General features: G+C 74.3%; 14 protein-coding genes. 3 read left to right on the forward strand and 11 right to left on the reverse strand.

Translation table 11 applies throughout. The features are described 5' to 3' along the window. From I5Q34_RS31470 to I5Q34_RS31495, 6 genes are all read right to left on the reverse strand, one after another. A partial coding sequence (locus I5Q34_RS31470) for an AMP-binding protein (RefSeq protein ID WP_199895853.1) occupies positions 1 to 1,874 on the reverse strand: 1,874 nt, incomplete at its 3' end. Positions 1,875 to 1,935: 61 nt separating this feature from the next. Further along, positions 1,936 to 3,105: an acyl-CoA dehydrogenase family protein gene (locus I5Q34_RS31475; protein WP_199895854.1), complete on the reverse strand. Its 1,170-nt coding sequence runs from the start codon at positions 3,103 to 3,105 to the stop codon at positions 1,936 to 1,938. After that, positions 3,102 to 6,206 carry a non-ribosomal peptide synthetase gene (locus tag I5Q34_RS31480; RefSeq protein ID WP_199895855.1) on the reverse strand — a complete coding sequence of 1,035 codons (3,105 nt, stop codon included), beginning with the start codon at positions 6,204 to 6,206 and terminating at the stop codon, positions 3,102 to 3,104. Before I5Q34_RS31480 ends, I5Q34_RS31475 begins: the two co-directional genes overlap by 4 nt. Before the next feature lie 112 nt (positions 6,207 to 6,318). Beyond that, positions 6,319 to 7,614: a non-ribosomal peptide synthetase gene (locus I5Q34_RS31485; protein WP_199895856.1), complete on the reverse strand. Its 1,296-nt coding sequence runs from the start codon at positions 7,612 to 7,614 to the stop codon at positions 6,319 to 6,321. A 78-nt stretch (positions 7,615 to 7,692) separates the two neighbouring features. Continuing rightward, positions 7,693 to 8,964 carry an MFS transporter gene (locus I5Q34_RS31490; RefSeq protein WP_199895857.1) on the reverse strand — a complete coding sequence of 424 codons (1,272 nt, stop codon included), beginning with the start codon at positions 8,962 to 8,964 and terminating at the stop codon, positions 7,693 to 7,695. Positions 8,965 to 9,241: 277 nt separating this feature from the next. Then, a complete protein-coding gene (locus I5Q34_RS31495) occupies positions 9,242 to 10,276 on the reverse strand; it encodes a cytotoxin leucocidin (protein ID WP_199895858.1) in 1,035 nt (344 codons plus the stop codon). A 500-nt stretch (positions 10,277 to 10,776) separates the two neighbouring features. Here I5Q34_RS31495 and I5Q34_RS35905 point away from each other — a divergent pair, with 500 nt between their 5' ends. Next, complete coding sequence (locus I5Q34_RS35905; protein WP_199895859.1) at positions 10,777 to 12,000, forward strand: phosphatidylserine decarboxylase; 1,224 nt, start codon at positions 10,777 to 10,779, stop codon at positions 11,998 to 12,000. Positions 12,001 to 12,041: 41 nt separating this feature from the next. Continuing rightward, a complete protein-coding gene (locus tag I5Q34_RS31505) occupies positions 12,042 to 13,415 on the forward strand; it encodes a hypothetical protein (protein WP_199895860.1) in 1,374 nt (457 codons plus the stop codon). 56 nt (positions 13,416 to 13,471) lie between these two features. On the opposite strand, the gene I5Q34_RS31510 is transcribed toward I5Q34_RS31505, so the two are convergent. After that, a complete protein-coding gene (locus I5Q34_RS31510) occupies positions 13,472 to 14,794 on the reverse strand; it encodes an aminotransferase class I/II-fold pyridoxal phosphate-dependent enzyme (RefSeq protein ID WP_199895861.1) in 1,323 nt (440 codons plus the stop codon). A 97-nt stretch (positions 14,795 to 14,891) separates the two neighbouring features. On the opposite strand from I5Q34_RS31510, the gene I5Q34_RS31515 reads away from it, so the two are divergent. Continuing rightward, the gene (locus I5Q34_RS31515; protein ID WP_277965476.1) at positions 14,892 to 16,121 is read left to right on the forward strand and encodes an MFS transporter; all 1,230 of its coding nucleotides are present in this window, start codon (positions 14,892 to 14,894) and stop codon (positions 16,119 to 16,121) included. A 194-nt stretch (positions 16,122 to 16,315) separates the two neighbouring features. On the opposite strand, the gene I5Q34_RS31520 is transcribed toward I5Q34_RS31515, so the two are convergent. The 4 genes from I5Q34_RS31520 to I5Q34_RS31535 form a co-directional block, all read right to left on the reverse strand. Then, positions 16,316 to 17,599 carry an MFS transporter gene (locus I5Q34_RS31520; RefSeq protein ID WP_199895862.1) on the reverse strand — a complete coding sequence of 428 codons (1,284 nt, stop codon included), beginning with the start codon at positions 17,597 to 17,599 and terminating at the stop codon, positions 16,316 to 16,318. Between the two features lie 327 nt (positions 17,600 to 17,926). After that, the gene (locus I5Q34_RS31525; protein ID WP_199895863.1) at positions 17,927 to 19,012 is read right to left on the reverse strand and encodes a macro domain-containing protein; all 1,086 of its coding nucleotides are present in this window, start codon (positions 19,010 to 19,012) and stop codon (positions 17,927 to 17,929) included. Positions 19,013 to 19,074: 62 nt separating this feature from the next. Next, a complete protein-coding gene (locus I5Q34_RS31530; RefSeq protein ID WP_234429713.1) occupies positions 19,075 to 19,740 on the reverse strand; it encodes an RES family NAD+ phosphorylase in 666 nt (221 codons plus the stop codon). Then, the gene (locus I5Q34_RS31535; RefSeq protein ID WP_277965518.1) at positions 19,737 to 20,402 is read right to left on the reverse strand and encodes a hypothetical protein; all 666 of its coding nucleotides are present in this window, start codon (positions 20,400 to 20,402) and stop codon (positions 19,737 to 19,739) included. Before I5Q34_RS31535 ends, I5Q34_RS31530 begins: the two co-directional genes overlap by 4 nt. Positions 20,403 to 20,537 lie beyond the last annotated feature (135 nt).

Below are 20,537 nucleotides of genomic sequence, written 5' to 3' on the forward strand. Positions count from 1 at the left end.
GCCCCCGGGGCGGCTGCCGCCCCGGGGGCGGCCGTCCGGCCGGGCACGCCATCGGTTCCGGGGGCCATGCCGCCCACCCGGGCCGCGACCAGCGCCGCCACGCCCCGCAGGTCCGGCTGCCGCAGGACCTGCGGGGCGCGCAGGCGGACGCCGCACTGCTCCTCCAGGGCCGCCAGCAGGCGGGCCGCGGAGAGGGAATCGCCGCCGGAGGAGAGGAAGTTGTCGTCGGGAGTGAGGTCCGGGCGGGACAGGAGGCCGCGGCAGAGCGTGAGGACGAGGTCCTCGGCGGGCGAGTGGGCCGGTTCTCGCACCGCGGTAGCCGGCTCGGGGAACGCGGCCGGCACCAGTGCCGCGCGGTCCACCTTGCCGTTCGCGTCCAGGGGGAACGCCTCCACGTAGCGGACCGCCGCCGGGACCGCCTGCTCCGGGAGCCAGGCGCGCGCCGCCGCCAGCAGCTCCGCGGGCGGCGGGGCGTCCGCGCCCGGGGCCGGACGGACGTACGCGGTCAGGCGGGTGCCGCCGCCGGCGGCCGGCTCCGCCGCCACCGCCGCGCGCAGGACGCGCGCGTCGCGCTCCAGCGCGGCCTCGACCTCGCCCGGTTCGATCCGCACCCCGCGGATCTTCAGCTGGCCGTCCAGCCGGCCCAGGAACTCCAGGACGCCGTCCTCGCGCATCACCACCCGGTCGCCGGTGCGGTAGACCCGCCCGGTGCCCTCCACGCCGTCCGGCGGTGCGACGAACCGCCGCGCGGTCAGCTCCTCGTCCAGGTACCCGAGGGCCAACGCCGCGCCGCCGACGCGCAGTTCGCCCGGCTCGCCGCGCGGCACCAGCGCGCCCGACGCGTCCGTGACGCAGGCGACGACGCCCGGCAGGGGGCTCCCGATCGGCGGTGCCGCCTCCTCGGCGCCGGCGGACAGCGCGTGGGCGGTGACGAGAACCGTGCCCTCGGCCGGGCCGTAGTGGTTGTCCACCCGCGCGGTGACGTCCGCGCCCGGCCGGCGGCGCAGCCGGTCGCCGCCGGTGCTCAGGTGACGCAGCGACAGCCCCCGCGGCCACGGGCGTTCGAGCACCAGCTCCGCGAGCGGCGTCGGCAGGATCGACGCCGTCACCCCCGCCCGCCGCCACCAGCCGGTGAGGGTCTCGGGGTCCCAGCGCACGTCGTCGGGGGCGACGGCGAGCGCGGCCCCGGACGTCAGGGCCGTCCACAGCTCCATCAGGTGCGGGTCGAAGGAGACGCCGACGAGCAGGCTGTGCCGCTCCCCGGGGCCGCTGCCGGTACGCGCGGCGTACCAGCGCAGCCGGGCCGCGAGGGCCGCCGAGGACACCGCGACGGCCTTCGGCGTCCCGGTCGTGCCCGAGGTGAGCACCGCGTAGAAGGCGCCCTCGGGCGCCGGCCCGCCTTCCGTGGCGGGGAAGACGGCGACCGGATCGCCCGCCGCGTTGGCGCCGGACGCCGGGAGCGGCAGCGGCGTCGTCCCGCCCGCGCGGTGCGCCTCCGGCAGCGTGCCGGGCGTCCCGACGAGGCAGGTCACGCGCAGGCCGGCGGTCACCGCCGCCAGCCGCCGCTCGCCGGGGCGTGGCCCCAGCGGCAGGTAGACGGCGCCCAGCCGGGCCACGGCGACGGCGGTCGACACCAGCGCGGCGGACCGGTCCAGGCACACGCCGACGAGGTCGCCGGGGCGCACCCGGCCGCGCAGCGCGTCGGCCGCGCGGTCGGCGAGCTCGTCCAACTCGCCGTAGCTCCAGGACAGTTCGCCGTCCTCGACGGCGGGGGCGGACGGGTCCAGGCGGACCTGTTCCGCGAAGAGGGCCAGGACGTCGTCCGGGCCGGTGGCGGCGTCGGCGGGGCCGTACGCGACAGATGTAGTGGTCATGATTCCTCGTTCGCTCCAGGCTTCGATCCGGGGGTGCGGTGCTTCGTTCAGACCAGGCCCGTCAGCCCAGGCCCATGGCCCGGGCGACGATCACCTTCTGGATCTCCGAGGTCCCCTCGATGATCGTCATCATCCGGACGTACCGGTACAGGAACTCCAGGGGATGCCCGCGCACCCACCCCGTCGCCCCGTGCACCCGCAGCGCCCGGTCCACCACGCGCACCGCCGTCTCCGAGGAGGTCAGCTTCGCCAGTGCCGCGTTCTCCGGCGCCTCCACGCCCTCGTCCACCAGCCGCGCGCACGCCAGCGTCAGCAGCTTGGCCGCCTCGGTCTCGGCCCGACTGGTCACCAGGTGCTCCTGGACGTGCTGATAGGCGCCGATCCGCTCGCCGAAGGCGCGCCGCTCGCGGGCGTACTCCACGCCCAGGCGCAGCGCGTACTCGGCGATGCCGTCGCACATCGCGGCCACCACCAGCCGGCCCCGGGAGAGGCTGTCGATGCCGTGGGCCAGGGCCGTGCCGATGCCCGCCTCGCCGCCGACGACCGCGTCGCCGGGCAACTCCACGTCGTCCAGGACGAGTTCGAACAGCTCCTCGCCCGACATGCCGTCGTAGCGCTGCCCGATCCGCAGCCGCGGATGGTCCATGCCCACGACGAACGCCGTCGGTCCGCCGCTGCCTGAATCCTTCGCCTCGGCGATCACCAGCGCGAAGTCCGCGTGCCCCGCGTTGCTCACGAAGGTCTTGCGGCCCTTGAGCACCCAGCTCCCGTCGGCCTGCCGGGTCGCGGTGCTGCTGAGCCGGAACGCGTCCGACCCGGCGTTCGGCTCGGTCAGGGCCAGGCAGCGCGTCGCCTCGCCGCGCACCAGCGGCACCAGATACCGCTCGATCTGCTCGGGCGTGCCCTGCCGCAGCAGCGGGCTGGGCCCGTCGGAGCCGGCCAGCGCGTACGGCGCCAGCGGGCAGCCGCTGCGCCCGGCGGCGTGGTGCAGCAGCACCACGGCCGTGAATGGCATGCCGGCGCCGCCCAGTTCCTCGGGGTGGTCGGCCGCGTAGAAGCCCAGCCGCGCCGAGCGCCTGCGGACGTAGGAGCGCAGGTCGGCCGGCGGCAGCTCGCCGGTCTCGGGGAGGTCGGCGGCCAGCGGCACGAGCTCCCGGCGGACGAACGACTCGAACGAGCCGACGATCTCGCGGTGTTCGGCCTCCAGGACGGAGGAGGGGCCGGTGCTCATCGGGTCGCCTCCACGACGGCGCGGGCCTGCTCGGCCAGGACGGGGTGCTGGAAGAGGATCCGCAGCGGCGGGCGCTTGCCGAGCCGGGGCTCCAGCCACGCCGCGAGCTGCGCGGCGAGCAGCGAGTGCCCGCCGACCTGGAAGAAGTGGGACGACGCGGTGAAGCGGTCGTGGCCCAGCACCTCCCGCCAGCCCTCGCCCAGCAGCGCGACGGACGGATCGGCGCTCTCCTTTGCCGCTTCCGCGTCCGCGTCGGGCCGGGCGGCCTCCGCGAGGCGGGCCAGCGCGGCGCGGTCCGGCTTGCCGCCCGGCAGCAGCGGCATGTCCTCCAGCCGGATCCAGCGGGCGGGGACGAGGGCCGCGGGCAGGCGGGCGGACAGCGTCTTGTGCAGCAGCACCTGGTCCGGCTCCGGGCCGCCGTCGAGGAAGCCGACCAGGCACGGGCCCGCGGCCGACGTGCTCAGGACGACCGCGCACGAGCGGCCGCCCAGCCCGGCGGAGGCCGCGGCCTCGATCTCCTCCGGCTCGATGCGGTAACCGCGCAGCTTGACCTGGTTGTCGTGGCGGCCCAGGAAGCGCAGCAGCCCGTCGCGGCCCCGGTAGCCGAGGTCGCCCGTCAGATAGACGCGCTCGCCGCCGAGCGCCGGAACGGTCACGAAGCGCGCCGCGGTGGCCTCGGCCGCCGCCGCGTCGCCGACGTACCCCTCGGCCAGCCCGGCGCCGGCGACGGCCAGTTGGCCGACCGCTCCGTCCGGCAGCGGACACAGCCCCGCGCCCAGCACGTGCACCGCCATGCCCGGCAGCGCGGTGCCCAGCGGCACCTCGTCCGCCGCGCCGTCGCGGGGCACCTCGTGGACGGTCGAGGTGATCGTCGCCTCGGTCACCCCGTACGCGTTGAGGACCGGCGCGTCCGTCGCCGCCAGCAGCTCGCGCAGCGCGGCCGCGGGGAACCGCTCCCCGCCCGCCACCAGCAGCCGCGGCCGCCAACGGCCGTCGCGCAGCGCCTCCGTGAGCTCCTCGCGCACGGCCAGGAGGTAACTCGTCGGCAGGTTGGCCACGGTGACCGCGCGCGACGCCAGCACGGCCGTCAGCTCCGCCGCCGTCGGCACCTCCCGCTGCGGCACCACCAGACAGGCACCCGCCCACAGCGCGGGCAGCACCTCCTCCAGCGCCACGTCGAAGGACGGCTGCGCGAACAGCAGCACCCGGTCCTCACCGGTCAGCCCGTAGCGCTCGGCGGTGACCTTCGCGTGGTGGGCCAGCGCGGGACGGCCGACCGCGACGGCCTTCGGCAGGCCCGTCGAGCCGGAGGTATGGATGACGTACGCCACCCCCGGCAGGCACGCGACGTCACGGGCGGCGGGGAACTCCCCGTCCACGAGCGCCACCGGCAGGCCCTCGGCGGGCAGGGACAGCGCGCTCTCCCGGTCGGTGAGCACCAGGGCCGGGCGCAGCCGCTCCAGCAGCGTCCCCAGCCGGTCCGCCGGGTCGTTCGGCGACAGCGGGCAGTACACCGCGTCCAGCCGCAGGCACGCCAGCAGCGTCACCACGCTGTCCGCACCGCGCGGCAGCACGGCCGCCACCGGCTGCCCGGCGCGCACCCCGGCCGCCCGCAGCTTCCGCGCCAATTCGTCGGCCTCGCGGCCGAGTTCGCCGTAGGTCAGCTTCCGGGCGCCGCTCAGGAGGGCGACGCGGCCGGCGTCGTGGCGCGCGACGGGGTCCAGGACGCCGGCCGCCTCCGCCACCGGTTCGGCCCGCGCGGGCACCGGCTCCGGGGCGAGCGCCGACAGCGCCGCCGACGGAGTCTCCAGGTACGCCCGCAGCAGGGCGAGGAAGCGGTCGGCGAGCAGGCCGGCCGTCTCCTCGTCGAACAGGTCGCGGTCGTGGTCCCACACCAGCGTCATCCCTGCCGGGCCCCGGCGCGGGCCGACCGTGCGCCGGTCGTCCGGGATGAGCACCAGATCGAGGTCGAAGCGGGTCGTCCCGGTGTTGAAGCCCTCGAACAGCGACACCTCCAGGCCCGGCACCTCCACCTCGGGCAGCGCCGCGTCGTGCGCGCTGAACATCACGCTGAACAGCGGGTTGTCGGCACCCGTGGTGTGCAGGCCCAGCTCGCGCGTCAGCTCCTGGACGGGCACCTCCTGGTGCGGCAGCGCCCGGATGAGGCCGTCGGTGACCTCGTCCACCATCTCGTCCGCCCCCGCCGCGGGATCCAGCCGCAGCCGCAGCGGGATGGTGTTGACGAACATGCCGACCGTCTCCTCGAACCCGGCCGGGCGGTTGCCCACCGCCGTGCCGACGACCAGGTCGCTGCGCCCGCTGTGCCGCCGCAGCAGCTCGGCGAACAGGCCCAGCAGCGTGGAGAACGGGGTGTGGCCCATCGCCCGGCTGTGCGCGCGCAGCCGCTCCGCGAGGTCCGCGTCGATGGCCTGGCGCAGCTGGGCACCGGCGTGCCGGCGCCGGGCACCCGCCCGGGTCAGCCCGGGCAGCGGCAGATCGAAGGAAGCGCCGTCCAGCTCGCGCCGCCAGTGGGCCAGGCTCGCCCCGCGCCGCTCCGCGCGCGCGGCCTCGTCGGCCGTGACGTGCTCCGCGTACGAAGGGGCGGCGGGCAGCGCCACGGGCTCGTCCAGCACCCGCGCGCGGTAGACCGTGAACACGTCGCGCAGCAGGATCGCGAACGAGTGCCCGTCGTGGACGAGATGGTGCTCGACGTGCACCAGCCGGTGGTGGTCGGCGGCCAGCCGCACCAGGCACCAGCGCAGCAGCGGCGCCTCGTGGACGTCCAGCGGCGTCCCGGCCTCGGCGCGCAGCAGCCGGGCGAAGGCCGCCTCGGGGTCCTCCTCCCCGCCGAGGCCGACGGTCCGGAACCGTGGCGCGCAGCCTTCGCGGACGCGCTGGCCCGGCAACGCCCCGGACGCGTCGACGAGTTCGAGACGCAGGCCCGGGTGGCGCGCGAGGGCGGCGGCGAGGCCGGCCCGCAGCGCGTCCTCGTCCAGGGCGCCGCGCAGGTCCACGGTGGCGGTGAAGTTGTAGGCACGGCTGCCGGGGAGCATCTGCTCGTGCAGCCAGACGATCTCCTGGGACGCGGAGAGTCCGAACATGGTCAACCTTTCCTGGTCGGTGGTTGTCGCGCGTGGATCGCGCGGGGCGGCCGGCGCGGACGCACGCCGGTCGGACGGGCGGCGCCGGGGCGGCGGAACGGGCCGGTCGGGCTCAGACCGCCGCGGTGGTGGAGAGGGAGAGGGCCTCGACGAGGCGGGCGAAGGCGCGCTCGGCCTGCTCGTCGCGGAGCGCGGAACGCTGCCAGGCCATGCGGACCAGCAGGTCCGGGCCGTAGGAGACGGTGACGGCGAACGGCCCCGGCAGGGGGCGGTCGTCGAGGTGCGTCTCGTGCCCGGTGACGTCGCCGAGCCGCAGCGGCGGACGGCGGCCGAGGTCCTCGAAGGTCAGCAGGCCGTCGAGCCGCCCGGCCCAGGGCACGCCCGCGCCGCGGGCCGCGTGCACGACCTCGTCGAACGGGGCGTCGGCGTGGTCGAGGTCGTCCCACCAGGCGGTGGTGCGCCGGTCGGGGCCGGCGTCGTCGGCGGGGTGGACGACCGTGTTGAGGAAGCAGCCCAGGACCGGCTCGGCCGTGACGGGCCGCCCGCCCCAGGGGTAGCCCAGCGCCGGGACGTACCCGTCGCCGTAGGCGGCGCGCGCGGCCTCGGCGCAGGCGTCGAGAGCGGCCGGGAAGGCCACGGCGCGCGCCCCGCCCTCCGGCAGCGGCAGCCGGTGCAGGGCGCTGCCCGTGCCCGCCGCGTCCGGGGCGCCGTCCGGGGCGGGCGGCGGACGCAGCCCGGCCAGCCGCCCGGCCCAGTAGGCGAGAGACCCGGGCGCGGACGCCCGCTCCTCGGCGGCGAGCTGGAGCCGGACGGCCTCGCCGTAGGCCGCCGCCTCCCCGGCGGCGCGGAGCGCGGGCACGTCCGGCGGGCCGAGCCCCTCGCCGTACGCGAGGGTCAGGCCGGCGGTGATCCGGCCCAGCGACTGCTCGTCGCACACGGTGTGGTCCAGCACCAGCGCGAGGAGGTCGCGCGGCCCGGCGGGCCCGTCGTCGGCGGCGAGGAACAGCCGCAGCGGCGGCCCGTCCGAGGGCCAGTCGGCCAGCGCCCCGCGCAGGGTCTCCGCCGCGGACCCGCCCGGCGGCACGGGCAGCCGGCGCACCAGGCCCTCGGGGGTGCCGAGGCGCTGGACGGGCACGCCGCGCCGCACCTCCACGCGGGCCCGCAGGGCCGGGTGCAGGGCCGCCAGATGACAGGCGGCCCTCCGCAGCCGGGCCGGGTCCACACAGTCTCGGGGGAAGGCGAAGAAGAGCGGGACGAGGTCGGGCCGGGCGGTGGGACGCATCCGGCGGGCGAGGACGAAGCGGCGCTGGGCTCCCGTGAGGGGGAGCAACGCCTCGGCTTCGGGGGCCTGTTCGGCGACGACGCGGTAACGGTCGAGATAGGACGAGGTGATGCTGCGGGTCTGCACGCTGACCTCCCGTGCGCCGTTGGGGGCGCGACGGTTCGGGGGAATGACGAAGGACAGGGTGTGGGGGGAGGCGGTGCCTCAGCCCGCGACGGGGCCGGGCGCGTGCGCGGCGGCGGGCACGGGCAGGTCGCGCAGCCGTCGCAGGGGGGAGAACAGGAGGGGGACGGGGACCAGCAGGAAGCCGGCCGCGCACGTCCAGACCGCGGCACGGGGGCCGGCGGCGTCGGCGACGGCCCCGCCGACGAGGGCGCCGAAGGGCATCGTGCCCCAGACCAGGAAGCGCAGGGTGGCGTTCATCCGGCCCAGCAGCTCGGCGGGGCACAGGAGTTGGCGGAAGCTGACCTGGGCGACGTTGTAGACCACGGCGCCGAAGAAGACGGCGGCCGAGGCGACGGCGAACCAGATCGCGGCGGCGCCGTGCCCCGCCAGCGGCCACAGCACGGCGAACGGCCCGGTGACCGCGGGGGCGAGCCAGATCACGCGGGCTCTTCCCACGGCGCGCGCGAGGGCGCCGGCGCACAGCGCCCCGGCCAGGCCGCCGACGGCGGAGGCGGACATCATCAGGCCGATGACGCCGGCCGGCAGCTCCAGGACCCGGACGAGGAAGACGGTCTGTACGGCGACGAGCATCGCGCCGAAGAAGTTCGCGACCGCCGTCGAGCAGGCGATCATGCGCAGGGCCGGGTGCCGGAAGACGAAGGCGAGCCCCTCGCCGACCTGGGCGCGCAGCGACGCGCCCGTGGCGGGGGCCGGGGGCGGTTCGGGGGTGCGGATGCCGCGCAGGAAGAGGGCGGACAGCAGATAGCCGGCCGCGTCCGTGACGAGGGCGAAGGGCGCCCCGGCGGCCTGCACGAGGACCCCGCCCAGGCCGGGCCCGGCCACCTGCGCGGACGAACGCACCGTCTCCAGCGCGCCGTTGCCGGAGACCAGCTGCTCACGGGGGAGCAGCGCGGGCAGGTAGCTCTGGTGCGCGACGTCGAAGAACACCGTGGCCACGCCGGTGACCAGGGCCACCAGGTAGAGCTGGGTCATGGTCAGCACCCCGGCCCAGGCGGCCGGCGGCAGACAGGCCATGGCCACGGCCCGTACGACATCGGCGCGGACGAGCACGGGCAGCCGCCGCATGCGGTCCACCCAGGCGCCGGCGGGCAGGCCGACGAGCAGGAACGCGGCGGTCTCGGCCGCGGTCAGCAGCCCCGTCTCCAGGGGTGAGGCATCGAGCTCGACCACGGCGACCAGCGGCAGGGCGACCAGGGTCACCTGGGCGCCGAGCTGGCTCGTGGCCGCGCCGGCCAGCAGCAGCCGGAAGTCGCGGTTGCGTAAGGGGCCGCCGCCGTCGGGCGACGTCATTGACAACATTTGACAGAGATTTGGCTACAGCAGCATGTTCAGTCAAAAGAAGCGACCATTTCCGGTCACTCCTGTCCGCATTACGGACAACGGGGCGTCCACGATGCGGCGGACGACTTCGGACCGTCAGATGAACGCCACCCCACGTGAGATGGGGTGACTGGCGGTACGCGGGTGGCTGCGGACCGCTCCCCCGGATGTCCGGATTTCGGTGCTCCGGACATCCGCGGAGCCTGTCACGGGATCAACGGCCGGTCATCGGTCTGTCAGCGGCCGGTCATCGGCCGGGAACGCTGACCTTCCTGCCCGACGCGCTCAGCGGCACCGGGATCGTCCGCCCGGTCGCCGCCGCGCTGCGCTTCGCCCGCCCGTCGAGCGGCTTCTGCACGGCGTTGATGCTGAGGGAGACGCCCTGGCCGCCGGAGAACGTCCCGCTCGCGAAGGCGTTCACCCCGTCCGCCGTGACCTCGTAACCGGAGGTGTCGACGATCCCGTTGGCCCGGCAGTCGCGGAAGACCTCCTCGACGGGCACGAACCACAGCCAGTGGCGGTCGCCGTCGTGGTTGAGGTCCACCTTCTCCTCGAACCAGATCGCCACGCTGCCGGTGAGGCCGACCGTCGCCGTCCAGTCGATGTCGTACTTCTGGGTGCCGACCACCAGCGACGCCTCCACCACCGACTTCGCCGGGATCTTCAGCGGCAGGTCGACGCTCCAGTTCTGGGTCTCCTTGTGGGAGAACTCCTGCGTCGAGGACAGCGTCGCCTCGATCGACGTCGTCTCGCTGACCTTCGCGACGGCCGGCACCTCCGCCGACACCTGCACCGTCACGCCGACCTTCAGCGACTCCGTCACCGAGATCCGCAGGTCCTGTTCGGTCGTCCGGCTCTGCTTGTACGTGACCGTCTGCTCGACGTCCGTGCCGTTGCGGTAGTTGGTGGCCACGGAGCTGACCTGGCCGGGGACGGGGGAGGGGGCGCTGGGGTCGTAGGTGATCCCGCTGTACTTCGTACGGACCTGGTGCTCGTGGTAGCTCCCCAGGGCGCTCTGCCTGCCGTAGTCCGTCGACGCGGTGAACCGGCATCCGTTGGATCCGGGGAACCGCTCCTTGGCCATCCACCGGCCCCAGGCGTCGGTTATCTCCTGGAGCGGGCGGGAGGGGGTGCCCTTGCTCTTCGCGGTCTTCGCGGCGGCCTGGGTGCGGGGGGCGGCGGAGGCGGCCGGTGCGGCGAGCAGTCCCGTGACGGGGACGGCGGCGGCGACGCCGACGGCGGGGGCGATGGTCAGGAGGCGCCGTCTGGAGACATGGCTCATTGAATTCTTTACTTTCTGGCGGAGTGTGGGAGGAAAGCGGCTGAAGCCGCTTGGGAGGACATGCAATCGGCAATGTGTGCGGGTGGGTAGGGACTTTGGTCCCGAAGCGGACGGGAGACTCCCGGTTTTGGCGAGGACGGTGACGTCCCGTCAGGGCACCGGGGCCTCGTCGAACCGTCCGATCGCTTGTCCGGGTGAGTCCCGGTCATTGTGAGTGGCTTCGCAGTGCAGTGCCTGGCGTTGCGGGTGGGGTGAATGTTGCGCGCGGGATGTGCGGGGCAGTGATGTCGAGCTCTCGTGATGCGTGTGTGGCGCGTGCCGTCAACTGATGCGTGGCTCGACGGGGCGTCCGCGTGGCAGGGAACGATCTTCGCGCCCGCGGCCCTCCCTTCACAGCGGCCCCGATCCGGGCCAGCCTTGTCCGGCACGACACGGCGGCGGACAACTCGCTGAAAATTCAAGCGAGTTGACGCCTTCATTCCCGGAAGGGGAACAGGAAAGTGGCGCAGGGCGACGAAGCGTACTCACAGAGCCTCGAAGAGTTCCTCGACAAAATCAGGACGTGGTACGACAAGGACTATGAGGGCTTCAGGGGCGCGTACGACAAGGCGGTCCGGAAGGTGGTGCCCTACCCGAAGGACACGCCGGAAGAAGTCCGGTTCGACTGGAAGGGTCAGGGCGTCGACACCCTGTGTCAGTTCTTCACGGACTGGTACAACTGGGAGTCGGGCGTCCACGACGGACTGGACTACATCGAGAAGTTCAGCTGGCTCAACTACGAGAACCCGGACGGCGTGAGGTTCGTGACCTCCGGCCCCGGGCGCGAGATGACCGCCGACTTCACGCATCTGCAGGGCATGCAGATGGACGGGAAGCTGGACGGGGACAAGTGGAAGAAGCTCATCAAACGCTGGGTCAAGGAGCTCGGCCCGAAGCGCATGGACGACTACAAGGTCGAGGACTGGCAGACCTTCAACGACTTCTTCGTCCGCGAGATCAAAGAGGGCAGGCGGCCGATCGACGCCAAGGACGACGCCAGTGTGGTGGTCGCCCCGGCCGACTGCGTCATCAACATGATCGTCGACGACCTGACCGAGAAGACACAGATCCCGGTCAAGACGAAGACCATGAGCCTCGAACACCTGCTGGCCAACTCCGACTACGCCAAGCACTTCGTCGGCGGTACGGCGGTGTCGTGCATCCTCATGCCCGACAGCTACCACTGGTATCACGCCCCGGTGGCGGGCGAAGTGGTGGAAGCCTGTGACGACATCGGCGGCGCGTACTACGGGATCCGCGACTTCCCGGACCTGCTCGACAAGGGCGACGTCGGCTACGGCTACGACTACTCGGACTTCGAGAACTTCCGCAGGGGATACGTCATCATCAAGACGACGTACCTGAACGCCCATGGAGGGCCGGACGGCGAGGGATACGTCGGGGTGGTGCCCGTCGGCCTCAACTCGATCGCCTCCGTGAACTTCGAGGACAAGTTCCAGCCCCCGCTGCACAGGCCGGTCAGGGTCGAAAAGGGGGAGCGGATCGGGAACTTCAAGTACGGCGGATCGCTGAACATCCTGCTGTTCGAGAAGGACCGGTTCCCCGCGATCCAACTGCTCCAGGGACAGCGCATCGGCGTCCTGGAGCCGAAGCAGAAGAAGCGCAAGTTGTTCCGCGGCTCCTACCACACGCGGTCCCAGCGCCGCCGTCCGCTCGCTCCCTGACCCCTTGCTCCCTGACCCCGCCGCCGAACGGAAGGTGAACCATGTCCGCGGACGACCTCGTCGCCTCGATTCCCGCGAACGTCCTCAACACACAGAGCGTCGACCTCAAGGTGCGCTCCTACGCCGGGCACGTGCCCATCGACAGCACGAAGCACCCGGAGACCAAGAACCACCTGTTCTACTGGTTCTTCGAGAGCCAGAGCTGTGACCACGACGTCCCGGCCCCCGACCAGCAGGAGCTGATCGGCAACACCCCGCTGCTCATCTGGCTCAACGGCGGGCCCGGCGCCTCCTCGCTGCTGGGGCTGTTCCTGGAGAACGGGCCGCTGTCCGTCGCCGACGACGCCGCCGGGACGATATCGGTGAACCCCTACTCCTGGAACAAGGAGGCGCACGTCGTCTTCTGGGACCAGCCCATCGGCGCCGGATACAGCTACTCCGACGTCGACGAGAACGTCAGGAGCGAGAAAGCCCTCGGCCGGATGTTCCGGGAGGGCCTGCAGAAGTTCTTCGCCCTGCACCCGGAATACGCGCAGTGCCCGCTGTACGTCTGCGGCGAGAGCTACGCCGGCAAATACGTGCCCGCGATAGCCCTGGAGATCGACGAGCACAACCGCAAGGTCCCGGACGAACAGCGCATCAACCTCCAGGGAATAGCCGTCGGCAACGGCTGGATCAAGCCCGAGCTGTCGATCCGCGTCCTGATCGACTACGCCTACACGACCGGGTTCATCGGCATCGCCCAGAAGGACTCGCTGTACGAGGGCTACGCCGACTTCCGCGCCGCCCTCGAGGCGCATGAAATGGAGAGGGCCACCGAACTCGGCAATGCCCTCGTGACCAGGACCCTGGAGTACGGCGGGAAATTCGACTTCTACGACGTCCGGCGCTGGGACGACCTGCCCATGGGGGCGCTGAACGCCTACCTCAACAGCGCGGCCGTGAAGAAGGCGCTCAACGTTCCCGCGAACGTCCCCTGGCGGAGCGCCGACAACGACGGCCCGGTGGCCAAGGCGCTGGTGAAGGACAACATGGCGGACGCCTCCTGGCGGTACGCCGAGCTCATCGACAAGGACTACAAGACCCTGCTCTACACCGGGAACTTCGACACCGCCTGCGGATTCCGCAGCACCGAGGAGATCCTGGACGAGCTCATGAGGGAGCGGGGGGACTGGCGCAACGCCCCCCGGCTGATCTGGAAGTACGCGCAGGAGAACCCGAAGGGGTTCGTCCGCGGCCTCGGGAACGTGACCCAGGTCGGCATCCCCGACTCCGGCCACGAGGTCCCGGCGTTCCAGCCGGAGATCAGCCGGGAGATGCTCTACAACTGGCTCTTCGACCGGCCTTTCCCCGGTCACGTGCCGGAGCAACTGCTCAAGCCGCGCAACGGCAATGGCGGTCTGCGGAGGCGCTGAACAACCCGCGGGCCTTGTCCACCAGGGGCAGGGCCCGTTTCCGTGCCGTCGGCCGTTCACCCCCCGTACGTCGCCTCCGACTCCCCCAGCACCGCCGCGAAGTCCCCCGCCAGCCGCCCCGCCTCCGCCTCCTCCAGATCCGCCGCCGTGATCCGCACCCCCGGCGCCGACGCCACGCGGAAGCGGGCCCCCGCGGCCACCCACCACCCGCGCGTCCGCAGCCCGTTGACCACCGCCGACTCGTCCCGCACCGGCACCCACACGTTCATCCCGCTCCGCCCGTGGGCGGTGATGCCCCGCTCCCCGAGCGCGGTCACCAGGGCGGCGCGCCGCCGGGCGTACGCCGAGCCCGCCCGCTCGACCAGCGCCGCCGTGTCCGCGTCGGTCAACAGGGCCAGGACGGCGGCTTGGAGGAGATGGCTGACCCAGCCCGAGGTGAGCAGGAGGCGGCCGTCGTGGCGCGCGAGCGTCGTCGCGTCGCAGGCGGCCGCGGCCCACCGCAGGTCCGCGCCCAGGGACTTGGTCACGGTCCGGACGTGCGCCCACCGGGACGGGCCCGCCACGCACAGCGAGTACAGGGGAGCACCGGCGATGCCCGACGCGTAGTCGTTCTCGACGACCAGCACGTCGGGGGCCTCGCACAGCACCGCGGCCAGCGCGTCGCGCCGCGCGGGCGAGAAGCAGCCGCCGTAGGGGTTCTGGGCGCGCGGGCTGCAGACCACGGCCCGTGCCCCGGCGTCCCGGAGCGCCGCGCGCAGTGCCTCGGGACGCATGCCCTCCCCGTCCACGGCGACCGGCACGGTGCGCAGCCCCAGGGCGGTGACGAGGTCGAGCAGGTGGTGGTAGCCGGGGTCCTCCACCGCCACCGCGTCGCCCGGGCGCAGCTCGACGGAGAGCAGGCGCCCCACCAGGTCCAGCGCACCGTGCGCGAAGGCGAGGTGCCCGGCCGGGACGCCGTCGCGGCCCAGCCAGTCGCGCGCGGCCTCCTCCAGCTCGGGCAGCCGGGGCGCCGCCCGGTGCGACCGGGCACCCGGCAACAGGCGCGCCGGCGGCGCCACATCCGGCAGCAGCGCCGGATCGGGGTGCCCGCCCGCCAGGTTGCGCAGCCCCTCCGGGACCTTCGGCGGACGGCGCGAGGCGGCGGCCGGCGCGTCCGCGACGACCGTGCCGCCGCGCCCCCGGGTGACGACGATGCCGCGCCGGCGCAGCTCCTGGTAGGCGGTCGCGACGGTGCCGGGGCTCACCCCGAGCTGCTCGGCGAGGCGGCGGACGGGGGGCAGGGCGGCCCCGGACCCCAAGGCCCCCTCGGACACGGCGCGTTCGACGGAGGCGGAAATCCCCTTGGCCGTCGTCCCGGTGATCGCATATTGTATCGCCACGTAATCAAGTATGTATCAATACAAAGCAGTTGGCAAGGCAGAGCACAGGACAGCAGCAGTGCCGGGGGGATGCGTGACCACGAGATACGAACGAGCCGTGCGCCGGATACCGGGCGGCCGCGACGGCCGCCGCATGCTGGGGGTCGCGCTGGTGGACCGGACGGGCAGCGGCCTGTGGGCCGCCACCTCGGTCCTGTACTTCACCTATGTCGCCCACCTGTCCGTGGGCCAGGTCGGCACCTTGGCCGCCGTCGCCGGATGCGCCGGCCTCGCGGGCGCCCCGGCCGGCGGCCGCCTCGCCGACCGGCTGCCGGTGACCCGGGTGCTCATCGCCTTCCAACTGCTGCGCGCCGCGGCCGCTGTGGGGCTGCTGCTCACCCACGCCTTCCCGCTGCTGCTGGTCTGCTCGGCGGCCGGCGGCTTCGGTGACCGGGCGGCGAGCATCCTCACCAAGCTCTACTCCTCCCGCGTGGCGGGCGCCGACCGGGTCCGCTACCAGGCGGTCAACCGCACGATCGCCAACGTCGGCTGGACCGTCGGCGGCCTCGGCGCCGCCGCGGCCCTCGCCGCCGGCACGACGGCCGTCTACCGCGTCCTCCTCCTGGGCGACGCCCTGTCGTTCGTGGCCGCGGCCCTCCTCACGGCCCGCTGCGCGGAGATCGCGGCGGCTCCCGTGCCCGCCGCCGCGCGCGCCGGGGAGGGGCCCGCCAACCCCTGGCGCGACCGGACGTACCTGGCCTACGTGATGACGGACGCGCTGCTCTTCTTCGACGACGCCGTCTTCAAGGTCGGCCTGCCGCTGTGGGCCGTGCACGCCACCGACGCGCCCGACGGGGCGGTCCCGGTGCTGCTGGTGCTCAACAGTGTGATGGTGGTCGCCCTCCAGGTCCCGCTCTCCCGCTTCGGCGCCACGACCGGCGCCGCCCACCGCCTCCTCCTGCCGCTCTCCCTGGTCTTCGCGGCGGGCGGCGCGGCCATGGCGGCCTCCGCGGCCCACGGCGCCGTCCCGGCCACCGCGTGCCTCGCCGTCGGGGCGGCGGCCTTCACGCTCGCCGAGATGCTGCACGCCATCGTCTCCTGGGAGCTGTCGATCGCCCTCGCCCCCGACACCGCCCAGGGCGCCTACCTGGGCGTCCACGGCCTGGCGCAGGCGAGCCAGCGCGCCGCCGGGCCGCTCGTGGTCACCGCGGCCGTCGCCGCCGGACCGCTCGGCTGGGGCGTCTTCGGCGCGGTCATCGCCGGCTCCTGCCTCGCCCAGCACCGCCTCGTACGCGGCCGGGTCGGGGTGCCTCGGGGCGTGGTGGCGGCCCCTGCGGCCGGGAGCTGAGACGCCGGCCGGGCGGCCGCTGCGGATGCCCGAACCGCGGCTCTGCCCGGGCCCGTTGTCCCAGGGGTACCCGTGCGGTCGTAGTGAACGTCGAACCCGCCCTCGATTCAAGCCTGTTGTGCCGGGGTGCTCGTGCCGGGAGCCGAGGCGCCCGGGCCCGTGCGGGCGGACCGGACGCCGGACCACCGTCCCGCTCAAGCCCTTTGACGCCCGGGATCCCCGGCGGGGAAGCGCCCCGCAGGGGGAGCTCCCGCCGCGGCGCGGGCCCCCGGCACCGTCCCGCACGCACCGGCACGCCGGGCGAGCGGCCGCGAGAGCAGCGCCGCCCCCGCCGCCAGCGCGGTCACCACCGCACCGGCCGTGACGAACGCGCCCGGGGGCGAAAGGTCCGCGAGCGGAGGCAGCAGCAGTATCGCGGTCACGCTGCCCGCGCGGGCGGCCGTGTGCTCGACGGACATCAGGCGCAGGCGTTCGGCCGGCGGGAAGGCGCCCAGGCGGGCCCGCAGCGTGACGGTCCCCAGCGGGGCGGCCAGCCCGACCAGCACGGAGAGCGGTTCGAGGACCGGCACGTGGTCCGTCAGCCCCATGCAGGCGGTCGCCACCCCGTCGGTCCCCCAGGCGGCGCAGCACACCAGGAGCCAGGTGCGCGGCCGCCAGGCCCCGGCGACGGGGTTGCCGATGAGGGCCCCCACCCCCACGGCGGCGGTGATCAGCCCGTACACCCCGGCGCCGGCCCCATGGCGGGCGGCCAGCAGCGCGGGCATGGCCACCGTGGTCGCGGCCGCCGTGAACGGCAGCGCGCCGTGCGCGAGAACGCCCGGGCCCACCCGGGGACGGGCCCTGGGCAGGTCCGGCGCCGGCGCGGGACGCGGGCCCGGCGCGGACGGCACCACCGGGTCGTACCGGCGGGCCATGCCGGCCAGCGTCACCGAGGACACCGCGAAGGCCGCCCCGACGAAGGCGAAGAGCTCCACCTTGGAGAACACCAGCAACAGCGCGGCGGCACAGGCGTGTCCGGTGGTGCGGGCGATGCGGCCGGTGAGGTCGAACAGCCCGGTCACCGCCTGGACGCGCCCGGGTTCGACGAGCGTGGGGAGCAACGCCTCCAGACTGGGGTCGAAGAGCGCCCCGAGCGTCCCGAGGGCCAGGACGCCCGCGAACACGACGGCCGTGCCCGGCGCGTCCGGCGACCACAGGAACGGCAGCGCCGTGGCCACGGCCGCCCGCGCGGCGTCCACGCGGGCCAGCGCCCCGTACGAGGCGAAGCGGGCCACCACGCGCCGGCCGGTCGCGCCGAGCACGACGTAGGGGGCCGATTCGAGGATCGCCACCAGCCCCATCAGCGAGGCCGATCCCGTACCCGCCCACACGCTCCACATCACCGCGACCGTGTGGAGCCGGTCGCCCAGGACGGACAGGCTCCGGGCCGCCCACAACACCGGCACGGGCCCCCGCCGCAACAGCCGCAGATACTCCATCCGCCCTCCCGGCCCGCCCGCACCTGTGGCCAACCTAGACGGCAGACAAGGACGATAAGGGTCTTTCGGGAGGACAACACCCTTGAGGGCGGAAGGCGGTGAAGGGAAGATAACGGGCGTTCGATTGCCCGGTGCCGGCGGGTGACGGAAGCGTCGCATGAGGATCGCCGCCCGGCCGGCTCCGGGTCCGGCCGACCCGGTGTGCCGCCGGTCCCGGGCGGCGATCGACTCCGGGCCCCCACGACCGGAGTGCCGGACCGGCCGCTCGGCGGACGTACCCCGACGCCCTCCCCCGATTCTCTGAGCGGTCCGGTCCGGTACTTCCAGTCAACCGGAACCGCTGGTCGCGGAGCGGTCGCCCACCGGGCGGTTCCCGGTGACGAGGGTAGCCAGGAGCGCCGCGGCCGCCGGACGGCGCATCACGAAGTGGACGTCCCAGTCCGCGCCGCGCGCCAGTTCGGCCTCGACGGCCGCCCACAGCGCGCCGACGCTCGTCCCGTACGGCAGCCCGCCGCGCCCCGATCCGAGCAGGGGGAAGCACACCGACCGCAGGGGCGGGCCGAAGGATTCGCGCTCCTCGGCCATGACCTCGAAGACCCGTGCCGCGGTCCGGGTCACGTCCGAGGGCAGGACGTCGTAGTCGTTGGTGCCGGGCCGGGGTATCGCGACGGCGCAGTGGTAGATCCGGCGGATGCCCCGGGCGGCCAGCGTGCCGGACCCGGTCGCCGCCACCGTGCCGGACGGCACGGGCCGGCCGGCCGCCCCGTTCTCCTTCGCCCAGGCGCGCAGCTCGTCGTGGACCGGGTCCTCCAGGATGTCGCCGTTGACCCCGCGCACGGCCCCGGCGCGGCGCAGCGACGCGGAGACCGACGACTTGTAGGGCTCGGGCAGCGCGAGGTGGGTGTTGGTGGGGGAGACCACGACATCCACGTCGCGCAGCAGGTCCACGGGGTGGACGTGGACGGTGAAGCGGGCCGTGCGCCGGGTCATGGGAACGTGCAGCACCCGGTGGGTGGCGGTGGTCTGCCAGCTCGTCGCCCCCGGCCCGTACGTCCGGCCGATCACCTCGGTGACCTGCCCGAGCACCATCAGCTCCTGGTCCTTGCGGAACCGCTCGACGCTCACCCCGTACAACTCGGCCGCGCGCCGCCGCCGGTCGGCGCCCGGCCAGTCCTTGGTGCCCTGTGCCAGGCCCAGCACGTACTCGGCGGCCGTGCGCAGCGTGCCCTCGTCGAGCCGGGCCACCGAGAGCCGCAGCAGGCTCTCGACGGTGCCGTCCGGCGTCTGCGCCGCCGCCATTTCCAGGGCGGGCAGCCGCAGCGAGCGCAGCCGGGTCAGGCCCGCCCTCCTGACCTCCCTCAGCTCCCGGAGAATGGCGGGGAATTCATCATCCAGCGGTGGGTCGGACGGCATGGCTCCGCCAATCGGTTTCGAACGAGCGGGGTGGTCGGTGCGGTGCGGTGGGGCCGGTCGGTTCACTGCGGCCACGGGGGGACGATGGCCGCGCGCAGCGGTGCGAGGAGCAGGTTCGCCTCGGCGATGCCCCGGGGGGACCCCAGGTCCCGGTAGGCGCGGACGCGCACGGGGGAGACCACCGCGTCCGGACAGCGGTCGCGGAAGAGGACCGAGGACAGCCGCGGGCGGTGCCGGCGGGACTGCCACACCAGGCCCATGGCGTCGGGGCTCCGCGCCCGCATCGCGCTCGCCCAGCGCCGCGTCGTGGCATAGTGCTCCCCCTCCGCCTCCAGCAGCCACGAGTCCTGGCACACCGCGGCCAGGTCCTCCTCGGTGATCAGCGAGATCAGGCGCAGTTCCGCCTCCGTGACCAGCATGCTGAGCGCCCGGCCGGCGACCGCCGCGTACGGGACGAGGCGCATGCCCGACCCGGCGTCGAAGTCCACCGAGCGCAGGAGCGTTTCGGCCAGGGCGGTGGCCGGGTCCGAGGCCATGTACAGGGAGCCGTACGGGTCGCGCGGCGTGCCGTCGAACCGGTTGCCGCAGAAGCGGGCGCCGGGGGCGGCGGGCTTGAACTGCCCGGCGGGCCGCCGGGCGGTGTGGACCCGCCACCACCGTCTGCCGGCGGGGACGACGTAGGTGTGGGGACGCATCGTGTAGGTGGCCGGGGAGACGTCGCCGGTCATTCCTCCCCCTTCACCAGCGCCCGCGCGGCGCCGGCCAGTACGTCGTCCGGCAACGCGCCCAGGAGCGAGGCGGGCGGCCCGCCCAGCCAGGTGTTGCCGCTCAACCACCAGTCCGCGGCACCCCACGGATCCACCTCCGCGAGCAGCAGCTGGTTGACCGAACGGACGACGGAGACGGGCCCGCCGGTTTCACCGGCGAACTGGAACGCGGGGTACCGGTCGCCGCGGACCGGGTCCGCCAGCCGGATCAGCTCCCGGGGGAGGGGCTCCTCGGCGCACCGGTCGCGCGCCTCGGCGGCGGAGAGCGAAGGGGCCGCCAGCAGCCGCCGCTTGACCGCGACGATGATTCCCGCGGGGCACGGCGCGGTCGCGCGGTCCGCGACCAGCTCGGCGAGCAGCAGCCACGCCAGGCCGGCGGGCCCGGCGTGCGGGAACAGCGGGCAGGGGGCGTCCGGCGGGGAGGAGGGGGAGGCGGGATGGTCCTGCGGCAGCGGCAACAGCGCGCTCTCGACGCTCCGTTCCGCGCGGGCCGCCGCCGCGCCGTCGTCGTAGGCCCGGGCGAGGTCGTGCAGGGCGGTGAGGAGCAGGTCGTACTGCCCGTCGTCCAGGCACGCGCGGATGCTGTCCGTGTGCAGTCTGATCAGGTGGAGCAGTTCTCCCACGGGCTTCAAGCGGACCTCCCCCCGGGCGCCGGGCACAGCGCTTCCCCCGGTGCCCGACCCCACGGGTCCGCAGGGGCGCGCGACGCGCGTATCGCCTCATCACGGTTCACGGACCGAAGGCGGCGACTCGCACGC

The sequence above is a fragment of the Streptomyces sp. AV19 genome, from assembly GCF_015999245.1.
In the GTDB taxonomy this organism is placed as follows: domain Bacteria; phylum Actinomycetota; class Actinomycetes; order Streptomycetales; family Streptomycetaceae; genus Streptomyces.

Bases quoted from the DNA above. Each gene is read 5' to 3' on its own strand.
- I5Q34_RS31475 (WP_199895854.1), bottom strand. From the start codon at position 3,105: ATGAGCACCGGCCCCTCCTCCGTCCTGGAGGCCGAACACCGCGAGATC.
- I5Q34_RS31480 (WP_199895855.1), bottom strand. From the start codon at position 6,206: ATGTTCGGACTCTCCGCGTCCCAGGAGATCGTCTGGCTGCACGAGCAG.
- I5Q34_RS31490 (WP_199895857.1), bottom strand. From the start codon at position 8,964: ATGACGTCGCCCGACGGCGGCGGCCCCTTACGCAACCGCGACTTCCGG.
- I5Q34_RS31495 (WP_199895858.1), bottom strand. From the start codon at position 10,276: ATGAGCCATGTCTCCAGACGGCGCCTCCTGACCATCGCCCCCGCCGTC.
- I5Q34_RS31505 (WP_199895860.1), top strand. From the start codon at position 12,042: ATGTCCGCGGACGACCTCGTCGCCTCGATTCCCGCGAACGTCCTCAAC.
- I5Q34_RS31520 (WP_199895862.1), bottom strand. From the start codon at position 17,599: ATGGAGTATCTGCGGCTGTTGCGGCGGGGGCCCGTGCCGGTGTTGTGG.
- I5Q34_RS31525 (WP_199895863.1), bottom strand. From the start codon at position 19,012: ATGCCGTCCGACCCACCGCTGGATGATGAATTCCCCGCCATTCTCCGG.
- I5Q34_RS31530 (WP_234429713.1), bottom strand. From the start codon at position 19,740: ATGACCGGCGACGTCTCCCCGGCCACCTACACGATGCGTCCCCACACC.